At 34.9% G+C, this 12097-nt stretch carries 15 protein-coding genes; 2 read left to right on the top strand and 13 right to left on the bottom strand.

What is annotated here, in order from left to right; all coding sequences use genetic code 11:
* Positions 1-72: 72 nt before the first annotated feature.
* The 6 genes from FDO66_RS20580 to FDO66_RS20555 all read right to left on the bottom strand — a co-directional run bounded on the left by FDO66_RS20580 (position 73) and on the right by FDO66_RS20555 (position 4919).
* Positions 73-744, bottom strand: coding sequence for an NAD(P)-dependent oxidoreductase (locus tag FDO66_RS20580; RefSeq protein WP_181444691.1), 672 nt, complete (start codon positions 742-744; stop codon positions 73-75).
* 34 nt (positions 745-778) lie between these two features.
* Complete coding sequence (locus tag FDO66_RS20575) at positions 779-1933, bottom strand: UxaA family hydrolase (RefSeq protein ID WP_141434522.1); 1155 nt, start codon at positions 1931-1933, stop codon at positions 779-781.
* A gap of 2 nt (positions 1934-1935) precedes the next feature.
* Positions 1936-2217 carry a UxaA family hydrolase gene (locus FDO66_RS20570; RefSeq protein ID WP_141434521.1) on the bottom strand — a complete coding sequence of 94 codons (282 nt, stop codon included), beginning with the start codon at positions 2215-2217 and terminating at the stop codon, positions 1936-1938.
* Positions 2218-2704: 487 nt separating this feature from the next.
* Positions 2705-3133, bottom strand: a complete 429-nt coding sequence (locus FDO66_RS20565; protein ID WP_141434520.1) for a DUF2000 domain-containing protein — start codon at positions 3131-3133, stop codon at positions 2705-2707.
* Positions 3134-3177: 44 nt separating this feature from the next.
* Positions 3178-3999 (bottom strand): prephenate dehydratase, encoded by an 822-nt coding sequence (gene pheA, locus FDO66_RS20560; protein WP_141434519.1) that lies wholly within the window; start codon positions 3997-3999, stop codon positions 3178-3180.
* A gap of 98 nt (positions 4000-4097) precedes the next feature.
* Positions 4098-4919, bottom strand: coding sequence for an AraC family transcriptional regulator (locus tag FDO66_RS20555; protein ID WP_141434518.1), 822 nt, complete (start codon positions 4917-4919; stop codon positions 4098-4100).
* Positions 4920-5097: 178 nt separating this feature from the next.
* On the opposite strand from FDO66_RS20555, the gene FDO66_RS20550 reads away from it, so the two are divergent.
* Positions 5098-5793 (top strand): hypothetical protein, encoded by a 696-nt coding sequence (locus tag FDO66_RS20550; protein ID WP_141434517.1) that lies wholly within the window; start codon positions 5098-5100, stop codon positions 5791-5793.
* Between the two features lie 75 nt (positions 5794-5868).
* On the opposite strand, the gene FDO66_RS20545 is transcribed toward FDO66_RS20550, so the two are convergent.
* From FDO66_RS20545 to FDO66_RS20515, 7 genes are all read right to left on the bottom strand, one after another.
* Positions 5869-6129 carry a hypothetical protein gene (locus tag FDO66_RS20545; protein ID WP_258535817.1) on the bottom strand — a complete coding sequence of 87 codons (261 nt, stop codon included), beginning with the start codon at positions 6127-6129 and terminating at the stop codon, positions 5869-5871.
* Positions 6110-6256, bottom strand: a complete 147-nt coding sequence (locus tag FDO66_RS21380; RefSeq protein WP_258535816.1) for a MerR family DNA-binding transcriptional regulator — start codon at positions 6254-6256, stop codon at positions 6110-6112. The genes FDO66_RS20545 and FDO66_RS21380 overlap by 20 nt, the downstream gene beginning before the upstream one ends.
* A gap of 161 nt (positions 6257-6417) precedes the next feature.
* A complete protein-coding gene (locus FDO66_RS20535) occupies positions 6418-7257 on the bottom strand; it encodes an aldo/keto reductase (RefSeq protein WP_141434516.1) in 840 nt (279 codons plus the stop codon).
* A gap of 233 nt (positions 7258-7490) precedes the next feature.
* Positions 7491-7670: a hypothetical protein gene (locus tag FDO66_RS20530; RefSeq protein ID WP_141434515.1), complete on the bottom strand. Its 180-nt coding sequence runs from the start codon at positions 7668-7670 to the stop codon at positions 7491-7493.
* Between the two features lie 91 nt (positions 7671-7761).
* Positions 7762-8712: an NADP-dependent oxidoreductase gene (locus tag FDO66_RS20525; protein WP_141434514.1), complete on the bottom strand. Its 951-nt coding sequence runs from the start codon at positions 8710-8712 to the stop codon at positions 7762-7764.
* Positions 8709-9680, bottom strand: coding sequence for an LLM class oxidoreductase (locus tag FDO66_RS20520; protein ID WP_395939826.1), 972 nt, complete (start codon positions 9678-9680; stop codon positions 8709-8711). The genes FDO66_RS20525 and FDO66_RS20520 overlap by 4 nt, the downstream gene beginning before the upstream one ends.
* A 159-nt stretch (positions 9681-9839) precedes the next feature.
* Positions 9840-11045, bottom strand: coding sequence for an MFS transporter (locus FDO66_RS20515; RefSeq protein WP_141434513.1), 1206 nt, complete (start codon positions 11043-11045; stop codon positions 9840-9842).
* Positions 11046-11588: 543 nt separating this feature from the next.
* Between FDO66_RS20515 and FDO66_RS20510 the strand changes: the two genes are divergently transcribed.
* The gene (locus FDO66_RS20510; RefSeq protein ID WP_141434512.1) at positions 11589-11948 is read left to right on the top strand and encodes a winged helix-turn-helix transcriptional regulator; all 360 of its coding nucleotides are present in this window, start codon (positions 11589-11591) and stop codon (positions 11946-11948) included.
* Positions 11949-12097: the final 149 nt, after the last annotated feature.

Below are 12097 nucleotides of genomic sequence, written 5' to 3'. Positions count from 1 at the left end.
GAGTACGTACGGTTTGGAGGGGAGTTCTTGGAAACCTACTTAGGTAACTAAGCAAGGCGCCGGGTACTTACCCTACTTAATAATAATTCCACTTTTTTTCATCAAGCTAAATTCTCTTGTGCTAATAAGAGATTTGGTTTCTTTCGTTAGTGGAGTGTGAATACTAATGAAATCTCCCAGTGATAAGACTTCTTCAAAATCAGCCTTAGCAATTCCTGTTTCTACAAATGGGTAATCTGTATCCATTATATATGGATCATATCCTACAACTTTCATTCCAAATGCAGCAGCTCTTTTTTCAAGTCTATGTCCAATGTCACCAGCCCCAATGAGTCCTAATGTTTTACCATAGATTTCATTTCCCGTAAAAAGAGACCTATTCCACTGACCTTTATTCACACTCTCATTTGCTTTTAGTATGGAACGGGAAGCGGTCAGAATTGCCGTCATCACATACTCAGCCACAGACACAGAGTTTGCATGCTTAGCTGAAATGATTTTTACATTAAGTGCTTTTGAGGTATGTAAATCAATATTATCTAGTCCTACTCCAAGTCTTCCGATTACTTTTAAGTTTACTCCAGCGCTTAATAACTCCTTATCAACGATCGTTTGATTTCTAATGATAAGAGCGTCTGCATCAACGATTTTCTGTAGTAAATCCTTTTTTCGTTTCCATAGATCAGGAATTACTTCTACATCTCCTATAGATTGTAAATAAGTGATTCCCGAAGCATTCATCATTTCAGATATTATGATTTTCATCTTTTCACCTCAATCAAGCGCTTCGATAAAGCTTAGTTAATACAAATTCCTTGTGGCCAAGGCTTTCTGCGGCAGTAAAACGCCCATTAATTGTTCTAATTAATAGATCTAACAACAAATCTCCGGATTCTGTGAGCGTAAATTCTCTGCTTAGTAATCCTGTTACATCTACATCAATGTGTTCTTTCATTGTGTTAACAGTAATCGGATTTGCAGATATTTTTATGACTGGAACAATCGGATTTCCAATAATATTTCCTTGTCCAGTTGGAAAAAAGTGTACTACTGCTCCACCAGCAGCCATTAAAGTAATGCACTCTGCTGCTGCAGATGAGGAATCCATAAAATTCAAGCCTTGTTTAGTCGGTCGAGCGGCTGGTTCTAATACATCTACAACTTGTTTTGTACCCGTTTTTTCAATATTTCCTAGAGCCTTTTCTTCAATCGTTGTTAGTCCACCTCTAATATTTCCCTCTGTAGGCTGGCTGCCAAGTAAATCCACACCTTTTGAAGCGATCTCACCTACATAATTATTATAAATATGATAGAATTTATTTCTTACATCTGTTGTTGCGCAACGATTTGCTATTAAATGTTCTCCACCGGTGAGCTCAGATGTTTCACCAAAAATGACAGTACCCTTTGCGTCTATTAATCTATCAACTACATTCCCAACAGTTGGGCATGATCCCAATCCAGTCGTTGTATCTGATTCTCCGCATTTTATACTGACTAAAATTTCAGACAAGTTTACTTGTTCACGTTGGATTTCAGAAGCATATTGTACAAATTCTTGTGCAACTCGTGAGGCTTTTTCAATTGTTTTAAAATCACCGTATCGTTCAATTGAGAAACCAGCTACAGGTTTTCCAGTTTTTTTAATGCCTTCTACAATGATTTCTGTCCATTTAGGCTCAATTCCAATGACAATGACTGCAGCTACATTCGGATTTGAGCAATTTCCAATAATTGTTCTAAAAAACAATTCTAAATCAGGACCATATTGTAAACGTCCATAAGCATGAGGAATTGGCAAAGTACCTGGTACTATTTTCCCCACTGCTTCAACTGCAGCATTTGAAATATCATCGACTGGCATAATAACTACATGATTGCGAATTCCTACTTGTCCATTTTCTCTACGATAACCCCAAATTGTTTTTTCCATCATTACCACCTCGCCGTTTTTACATTATGTGTATGAACGTATTTCCCTTTTTGAATTTTTTGAGTTGCAAGACCAATTCTTTCTCTGTATTCAATTACTTCAGCCTCTTCTAAGATGTCAGTTATGGCTATCTTATGTCCTAAAGGTATAAAATCTTTTGCTATGATCGAGATCGTTGAATTATTCTCAAGGTATACCCCTTGAACTTCTTGCTGAGCCTCAATATCCTTAATAGCGACTCCTACTGAATCTCCAATGTGATGAACTAAAAAATTATGAGCCAAAATGTTTTCCTCTCCCTTCAAATTCTTACTACTATTTTTCAATGGTCTAACGTCTAGTGGCCCAACCAATTTAAATAATAAGATCTGTAAACAAAAAGGCCTTGCAACGTTTAATAAATGAATCAAACATTGCAAGGCCTTCAGTGATCTGATCGCACCCTTATTATTCCGATTGGTTAACTATGTTTTAAATGTTAACTCTACTTTAAAACTTTGTCAACCATTTTTATTAACTTTATTCAAAAGAAGGAGAAAAATAATAAAATGGACTGATTTAACAAGATTTAATAAAAAAATTGGTGCGTTTCAGTGATGAGAGAACGTTGGATCCTATCCCAAAAGAATATTATAATCTATTTTGTTTTGTTAGAATATATTCTCTTTATTCTCTTGAAAAATTTTATCTTCTTTCATTTCACTTAAAAAACACAAGCATAAGGTCGATGTTCTTAGAATTTCTTAGGCTCACTGAACAGTAAACATGAATCTATCTTAATAGAGGCATACTTCCTGTTAATTTGTTTACCTTTTTACTTTCACCATATATCGCAATTCCAAGATATTCAAAATCGTCTTTGAAACGCTTGGAAGCTTCTTTTATATATTCATCATAAGTTAAACATTGTTGAGCAATATTTGAAAAATCCACAACCATCAAATCTGTAAAATCTTCACATGTTGTTTTATCTCTTAGCTCTTTAATTTTTTCCTTTGAGCCCTTCAGAACAGGAATTGGAGTGGTTGTTATTCCTAGATGCCATTGTCCAGATCCATCAAGAATATCACTACCCATAAAATCATCTGTATAATTACCTAAAGAATATCCAAGAATCATTGCAGTATTCGCTATTAATCCAAGAGGCAGCTCAGAATCAATTACAAGTACACACTTTTTCTTTTTTACATTCGTTTGCATTTACATTCACCTTATCTATCGTTTTATTAAGTATTTAAAAAAAATTATAATTTTATCGTATTGTAACTTCCTAAAACTCGTACTTCGTGTCCATATATATGTAGAATTGCTAACGCTTTTTCTATTCTTGGATCAGATATACCAGCTTCAGCTTCAAGAAAAAAATGATAGTTTCCCAGTTTTTTCTTAGTTGGACGAGATTCAATCCAAGAAAGGTTAATTGAAAGGGAAGAAAACGCATTTAAAATATTAGTTAATAAGCCTGGATAATCATCGCAAGGTGTCACGACTAACATCGTTTTATGAGGATCCGTTATGATATGATTATCATTGTTTACCACAATAAATCGAGTGTGGTTCTCTAGATTATCTTGAATATTTCTTTTTGCAATTTTCAAATCAAATACTCGAGCAGCCGATTCAGAAGCAATCGCTGCAACATCTTGTCTTTGCTGGAGCTGTAACGTTTCTGCCGCTAATGAAGTACTATCAAATTGTTTACTCCTTACTCCTATTTTTTTGATGTATTGCCTGCATTGTGCAAGAGCCGGTAGAATCGACCAAACTTCTTGTATATTATCCAAATCTCCCCCCCTTACCGTTAAAAGATGGAGAGAAACAGGAAAAATTAAGTCCCCTTCAATATGTAATTTATACTGTAGCAGCCCATCCGCGATAACATTTATTGTACCTTCAATCGAATTTTCAATTGGAACGATCCCTTTTTCAGCTTGACCTTCGCTTACAGCTTCAAGTACCTCTAAAAGAGAATCACACACACAATGTTCTATATTCTCATATAAGAAATAATTTGTAGCTGCCTCTTCAGAAAAACTGCCTCTAGGTCCCAAGTATGCCACTTTCATATTTTAATGTTCTCCTTCATACAAACTTTTCATTTCTTATTGTCTCTATTCTTAAAGATTAACTGTAACTAAAGATAGAAGATTGTAAAAAATTGCTCCTAAATGTAGTTTACCGATTCACAATATTTTTCTGGGGTTGTCCCTACATAACGTTTAAACTGTTTTATAAAATGACTTTGATCGTAGAATCCTGCTTCCTGTGCTATTTCAGTAAAGGGTCTCCCCTTTTTAATTTCTTTTTTAGCAAAATTCACTCTTAAAATGATTTGATACGTATGCGGAGGAACATGGTATTTAGCCTTAAATAAACGAAGAAAATAATATTTACTCAACCCAGATAGTCTAGATAAGGTATCTAATGTAATATTTTCCTTATAATGGCCGTGTAAATAATCTTTAATAGCGTTAAGATTCTTGCCTTCGTACATTTTCTTTTTTAGGGGTATTTTTATACACTTCTCATATTCAAATAACTGATGTATGGTATGTATCATTTGAGATTCTTTTTCCAATGGAGTTGTTTTACTCGTTAAGCATTTAATAAGGTGATTTACCTGCTCAAACATCCTATTGTTCAAGAGAAATGGAACATCAATCATCGATTCTTTCTTATTTCCCTCTCTATATAAATCTAATGCCGAATGAAGCCATTCAGGATGTATGAATATCATCTTGTACTTCCATTCTTTTGAAAGATTAGGGGTACATGAATGCAACATTTTTGATGGAATTAGAACAACTGTTTTTGAACGGATGGGAATATTTTTTCCGTTACACCAAAAATTCGTCGTGCCTTTTTCAACTAAACCTATTGAATATTCTTCATGATAATGTTTTTGATAAAATAGATCTTTAGTATCACAAACTTTAATTTCGAAAAAAGGTAGTATTTTATCTCTGTAAAATTGAACAACAGCCATTTTGGTATTTCCTCCTTAAGTTACAATCATCGTTTAAATCAGCATAACAAACCATTTTTCCAAGGTAAATAATTACTTTTTCAAATAATAACTCATAAAGAGCTATATATATTAAAAATGAAGTAAGATGGAACAAAGTAACAAAAATACTCGTCTAATTTATTGGCGAGGTGATGAAATGAGAACATTAGGCATGATTATCATTCTATTATTTACATTAACAAGCTGTAGTTCGATGCCATTTGGCAGTCAAACAACAATTGATTGGGTTGACTTTATTAAATGGAATGGAAAGGAATATAATGGGATTTATTCAGGTGTTTTAGCCGATGAACAATTTATCGGCAAGAAGATAGGTACTGTTAAGTTTAAAGTCGCTGATCATGTAAATAATCCTAACTATAAAACAAAAGATGGGGATGCTGCTTTCCATGAGAAAGGAACTGAAATTTTTGCAATTAAAGGGCATTCAAATTTAATCGCTGTAAAGTCTACACATGCTATTAATGGCTATGAAGTCTATTATTCGAGAGATGATTCAGAATATCAATGGCATTTTAAAGATATGCCGATTGAAAAAGTTAAACGAATCGAAATTTATGAAAATATGTCGGATGTAAAAATGATCTCAGAATTGAATAATCCAGATGAAGTAACTCCCTTTTTACATATATTAAGGAGCAGTAAAGAAAGCTCAGATTTTCAATCTAAAACCCAAAATAGTGACCCTACTATGTATGATATTGTTTTGTATACGGATGAGCCAATTGCCTATAAATATGGTGTTCAATTTGATGGACAAACGTATTATTGGCATCCATGGGACACAGCGATTTTATCAGATGAAATTAGAGCTTTCTTCCCTGAAAACTGATAACTTATTTTGAATGTTTTCCTCTGATAAGATGATAATTACTCTATATAAATTAGTAGCCCACTTTCAAAATAACTAAATTTTCAACGCTTCTTCTTCAACCTTTTCCATAAATTTTTTTACCACATCTTCGTTGCTTTTCTGACTGCCAAGCTTCAACATTGCTCGTCCTACAAAATTAACACCTTTATTTTGTCCCTTATATATAAATTTCGTGTGTGAATTATCAATTTTAATCAAAGTAAAGGTCAAATTAATTTCAAATGCCTTTCCTAATACAAAGCTAATTTGTTTCAGTTTTTTGTCCTCAACATCTTCATACGCTAATGTTTCCACAATATAGGTTTCCAAGCGTTTCCCTTCTCGATACGTTTGTTGATGCTTTTAATTGAACTTCTGCATAATAACGTAAAGTTTCCTTGCTTAATCCTGTCATTTCAGCAAAATCACTAATTTTGTACATTTCTTCGCTCCCATCACTATCATAAACTAAGGGGTGCACAACACGGTCAATATCTATTATATATAATTTTTTGTTTCGTTTAAAATTTTCATTTTGCCAATCAAAAAAGCAGTCACAATAAAATGACTGCTTGAATCCTGTACGTTTTAGATTCTAAATCCTTAGAAATCAAAGTTATCCGGGTCTGGACCGACACGATGATTTTCATTTAATTGATTGATTGTTTCCATGTCTTCAGTAGAAAGTTCAAAATCAAATACATTGGCATTTTCGATAATACGATGTTCTTTAACTGTTTTAGGAATCGTTACAATACCGCGTTGCAGGTCCCATTTAAGAACAATTTGAGAGATTGATTTATTGTATTTCTCTGCTAGCACTTTTAACGGCTCCATTTCAAATATACCGCCTTGCATTAATGGTGCCCATGCTTCAAGTTGGATTCCATTTTCTTTACAGAATTCATGTAAATCTTCTTGTGATAACTTAGGATGCATTTCCACTTGGTTCAGCATTGGAACAACCTTGGCATTCTCCATAATTGTTTTTAAATGATGAATTTGGAAGTTGCATACACCAATTGCACGAACTTTTTTATTTTCATATAATGATTCAAGTGCTTTCCAAGCATCGACAATTTTATCTTCCACTGGCCAATGAATTAAGTATAAATCCAAGTATTCTAAACCTAGTTTTTCTAGAGAAGTTTCATAGGCTTTAATCGTTTCTTCATAACCCAGATCCGCATTCCACACCTTTGATGTGATAAATAGTTCTTCTCTAGTTACACCGTATTCCTCGATCGATTCACGAATCGCTTGACCTACTCCTTCTTCATTGCCATAAATAGCTGCTGTATCAATGCTGCGATAGCCATTTTTTATCGCTGCTTTAACAGAGTTGATGACATCTTGACCATCTTCGACTTGGAATACTCCTAGTCCGAACCATGGCATTTGCACATTATTTGATAACGCTACTGTATCTTTTAAGCTTTTCATTTTAAAATCTCTCCTCATTATCATTATTATATTTTTCTCATCATGTTGGATGAGGTATTGGAAATGTTAGTTCATTCATTTTAAATATCTACTTAGATCACTTTAAATGTCCCTTTATGATGAAAAGTCTCTCTTTTTCCATATGCATTTTCATTGGACCAGGTTAAAAAAGCATAGACGGATTCTTTATTAAAATTAACAAAATAACTAATTGCTTTTCCATCTCCTTCTACCTAGTTAATGACTGCATACTCATTGGTAGGATAGTAAATGGTCACCTTTTCACGAGCTTGTTGACCCTTCGTTTCCTTTGCAAGAGATGTCCATTCCATTGCATTTTTTTCAAGAAACACAAGATCAAATTGGTATCCTGTTTCAAAACGCACTTGGACTTTTTTATTTGTTAAATCCACCCTGTATCCCCCTTTAATAAAGTTGACCATTTCTAAATAAAATTAATTAACTACAAGCAACTCATTAGTTTAAGAGAATAATGTTATTTTTTCATATCGTACTTAATACTATTTTCCCTTTTACTCTTTCTGTCATACTTAGCCGATGAGCTTCCCTTACCCCATCTACTGTTAGTGGCAGAATATGAGAAACAACAGGATGCAGCTTCTTAGCTTCTATATATTGGGTGAGGATATCAAGTTGTCTTCCATTCGGATCTGTAAAGACGTACTTACTTGATACTTGTTTCTTATTAGCTAAGTCTGAATGAGGAAGAGGGTCATCTGGACCACCAAAAATACTAACTAATTTCCCACCAACTTTTAAAATCTTATAGCTATCTAGTAAAATCTGTCCACCTAGCGTATCAAATACCACATCATAACTATTTAATACTTGTGAAAAATCTTCTTCATCATAGGCAATTGCAATATCTGCACCTAATGAACTCACAAAAGAAGTATTTTTCTTACTTGTAGTCGTTGCAACGGTTGCTCCAAGTGCCTTTGCTATTTGAATAGCAATGGTTCCAATTCCACCTGAACCTCCGTGAATAAGTACCTTTTGACCCTCTTTTACTCTAGCAGCATCGACAAGAGCCTGCCATGCAGTTAAAAAAACTAATGGCAGTGAAGCAGCTTCTTCAAAGCTTATATTTTTAGGCTTCCTTGCCACAAGCCTTTCTTTTACAATGATTTCATCCGCATAGCTTCCATGCTGATGAATATCAGGCCTGCTGTATACTTCGTCTCCTATTTGAAAGTTTTGAACTTGATCGCCTATTGCCTTGACAATCCCAGAAACGTCTAATCCTAGAATAAGAGGAAGTTCGTATGGTAGCGAATCTTTCAAATACCCTTCTCTTATCTTCCAATCCACTGGATTTACTCCTGATGCTTTTACTTCTATTAATACTTCATCGGAAGCTAGGGGAGGTGTCGGAAACGAAACCTCTTCCAGTACTGCCTTCCCACCATATTCCTTTATTCCTATACCCTTCAATTTCGAACCCCCACATTAGCCGGAAAATGAGGAACAACCTCTTCTCCTAATTCATGTATTACTTCATCTGCTGGTCGATGACTATCAAATAGAGCAAAAAATAAATGATTGACACCAATCTCTTTATAAATATTCAATATTTCAATTAAAACATTTCGCCCTGCACGGAATCCAAGACGAATTGGCGTGACCATTTCATTTGGATCTTCCGCTAAATCTAAGTGCATGGGCTGTGAAAATGGTTTAAATACACCCGGATGATACTGTGCTACTAAATCACGCCAATGTTTAATAGATTCTTCTTGCAGATGCGGTGACCGTGGATAATAAATCCAGCCATCTCCGTGCTCCGCAAACCATTCCATTGTTTGCTGGCAATAGCCAGTTATCATTGTAGGAATTCGCTTTGTTGGTTTTGGAACAAGATTCGCTTCATCAATCATTCCCATCATCGAATGAATACTGGGATATTCTTGATAAAGTACATCTTGTAGATAGTCGTACGCTTCTACGAAACGCTGTCCTCTTTGTGCATGAGAAATCCCTAATGCTTGAAAATCTGCCCGACGGTCACCCGAAGATACACCCATAATGACACGTTCTGGAAATAACTGATCAATTGTCGAAATTTCTTTTGCTACACGCAGCGGATGACGTAAAGGCAAAACGATCGCTGATGTTCCAAGAGCAATTTCCTTCGTTTGACTAGCTAAATACGTTAAATAAATCATCATGTCATAGATTTGCCCTACTGCAGGATCTCCAAAATTAGGATCATCCAGGATGACATCACGGAACCAAAGACTTGTAAAACCATATTTTTCTGCCAACTGTGACAACTCTACTTGCTTATCTAAGGTGGGAGTGGAAAATTGATAATTTTCTAATGGGATATGAAGACCTAGTGTCATCTCCCCTTCTTGATACATTCGATTGTAAGCTTTGTGATTGGAGAAAATACTCACCATTCTCCCCTCCTAATTTTGAAGAACTTTCGAGATAGTAACGCTAGTGAAAGACCTGATATTGTCAAAGTAGTGGTCACTAAGACATAACTCTTATTTCTTTTCTTTCTTCTTTCTTTTTGAATCGTTACATCCACTTCTATCTTCCTTTCCTCTTGACTGTTAACTTGGTTTACGTTCTAAAGAACTGCTCCACAGTGTTAATAAGACCGCACCTATTACCATTAAACCACCGATCCATGGTGTATGAATAAGACCGATTGATTCAACAATCAATCCTCCAACGAATGCCCCAATTGCAATTCCTAAATTAAATGCAGCAATGTTGATAGCTGATGCTACATCAACCGCTGATGGAACGTATTTTTCAGCTAAATTCACAACAAGTACTTGAAGTCCAGGTACATTCATGAATGCTAACAGTCCCATTAAGAAAATCGTAATAACACCTACTACTTTAAACGGTGCAGTAAACGAAAAGATAATAAGGACTATGGCTTGAATGATAAACATCCATAATAAAGCTTTTAATGGATTTTTATTTGCTGCTTTTCCACCAATTGTGTTTCCAATCGCGATTGCGACTCCGTATACTAATAACAAGATACTAACTGCACCTGGTGCAAAACCGGTGATTTTTTCTAAAATTGGTCCTAAATATGTGAATGCAACAAATGTTCCACCATAACCTAATGCGGTGATAGCGAAGGCTAATAATAATGGGCCGTTTGTAATAATTTTTAGTTGATCACTGAACTTGGCTGGTGGTGCTTGTTTTAAGTTTCTCGGTACTAAAATGGCACTTGCAATAATAGCAATTAATCCTAGTAAAGCGACACACCAGAAGGTAGCTCTCCATCCAAAATGCTGACCAATAAATGTTCCAAGCGGAACCCCTGTGACGATAGCGATGGTTAATCCTGTAAACATTAACGAAATAGCACTTGCACGCTTATCTTCAGGGACTAGGTCCGCTGCAATCGTTGAACCGATTGAGAAGAAAATTCCGTGTGCAAAGGCTGTAACAATTCGAGCTACTAACAGTAAACTAAAACTTGTAGATAGTGCTGCAACTGAGTTCCCAACAATAAAGATCACCATCAATAACATTAATAATGATTTACGGCTCATTTTACTTGTTAAAGCTGTTAGTACTGGAGCCCCGAAAGCAACCCCTAATGCATATCCTGAAATTAATATTCCTGCCAGTGTTATGGAAATACTTAAATCATCAGCAATCGATGATAATAATCCAACTGGTACAAATTCTGTCGTTCCAATTCCGAATGCACTAATCGCTAGTGCTAAAAGGGCAGGTGTTCCACCCTTCTTCGTACTTGTTTGTGCTTGTTGAGCAACTGAATCCATGAATAATTCCTCCTTAAAATAATTTTTGAATAACGTTGGGCTGAATTACAGTCATCTATCTGCCTCTTACAAGAAGTTAGTATGAATCATACAAATCAAAATTAAAAGTACGCACTTTTTAGTAATGCAGGCACCAAAAAGTGCTATAGGTACTTTTTAGTAACGTATCCTTTGATGCGTTATGCATCTGTAAGTCATTATGAGCGCTTTTATCTTTTATGAAAAGTACGTACTTTTAAGTATCATAGGTACTTTTTAGTAACATTTAGAGCAATCGTATCGCTCTTCTTTTCAATAGTGATTTTCAAAAAACATTCATATTCTTGTTAACATCCTAAAACGATTGGTCTTTTTCCCTACACTAACTTTGTTTAAGCCCTACATTAATTAAGAATGAATAATGTTTAGATGGTATATAGGTGGAAAATTAAAATGTATAGTGTTACGATATGAATTACAAACCAATTAAAAGTACGCATGCAGAGTAATGCTTTTCCTAAGGTGCAATAGTGACTTTACTATTCATTTAGGAGGAGTGCTTCAATGAAACAATTTAATATCCCTATTGAAGCCGTATTAGAAGTAATAGGCGGAAAATGGAAGGTAGTTATTCTTTGCCATTTAGTTAAAGGAGCAAAGAGAACGAGTGAACTAAAAAAACTTGTGCCTGGGATTACTCAAAAAATGCTGACTCAACAGCTGCGTGAATTAGAGCAAGATGGAATTCTCTTAAGAAAAATCTATCAACAAGTACCACCTAAAGTAGAGTATTCCTTAACAGACTATGGATGGTCATTGCAACAAGTTTTAGACCAGCTTTGTGTATGGGGTGAGCATCATATTGAGAAAAAATATCCTAATAAAATGGATGTTTTAGTGCATCCTTTTATACAAAACGAATAAAGTTTTATTTGTTTTAGAACCTTCGATCAAGCAAAAAACCGTAAGAACATCTTTAGATGATTTTCTTACGGGGGGAGTGTAATATAAACTGTGTAAGTAAAAGTGCGTACGGCTTTTACTTCACAGTTTATTTGTTTTTGGTAGAATAA

Origin of the sequence: Bacillus sp. 03113 (assembly GCF_006546985.1) — a bacterium.
GTDB lineage: Bacteria > Bacillota > Bacilli > Bacillales > Cytobacillaceae > VATK01.
The sequence above is the reverse complement of the archived record's forward strand: the minus strand, read 5'-3'. Positions and strand labels throughout refer to the sequence as shown.

Bases quoted from the DNA above. Each gene is read 5' to 3' on its own strand.
- FDO66_RS20550 (WP_141434517.1), top strand. From the start codon at position 5,098: ATGAGAACATTAGGCATGATTATCATTCTATTATTTACATTAACAAGC.
- FDO66_RS20555 (WP_141434518.1), bottom strand. From the start codon at position 4,919: ATGGCTGTTGTTCAATTTTACAGAGATAAAATACTACCTTTTTTCGAA.
- pheA (WP_141434519.1), bottom strand. From the start codon at position 3,999: ATGAAAGTGGCATACTTGGGACCTAGAGGCAGTTTTTCTGAAGAGGCA.
- FDO66_RS20510 (WP_141434512.1), top strand. From the start codon at position 11,589: ATGAAACAATTTAATATCCCTATTGAAGCCGTATTAGAAGTAATAGGC.
- FDO66_RS20515 (WP_141434513.1), bottom strand. From the start codon at position 11,045: ATGGATTCAGTTGCTCAACAAGCACAAACAAGTACGAAGAAGGGTGGA.
- FDO66_RS21380 (WP_258535816.1), bottom strand. From the start codon at position 6,256: ATGTACAAAATTAGTGATTTTGCTGAAATGACAGGATTAAGCAAGGAA.
- FDO66_RS20565 (WP_141434520.1), bottom strand. From the start codon at position 3,133: ATGCAAACGAATGTAAAAAAGAAAAAGTGTGTACTTGTAATTGATTCT.
- FDO66_RS20580 (WP_181444691.1), bottom strand. From the start codon at position 744: ATGATGAATGCTTCGGGAATCACTTATTTACAATCTATAGGAGATGTA.
- FDO66_RS20535 (WP_141434516.1), bottom strand. From the start codon at position 7,257: ATGAAAAGCTTAAAAGATACAGTAGCGTTATCAAATAATGTGCAAATG.
- FDO66_RS20575 (WP_141434522.1), bottom strand. From the start codon at position 1,933: ATGGAAAAAACAATTTGGGGTTATCGTAGAGAAAATGGACAAGTAGGA.
- FDO66_RS20520 (WP_395939826.1), bottom strand. From the start codon at position 9,680: ATGGTGAGTATTTTCTCCAATCACAAAGCTTACAATCGAATGTATCAA.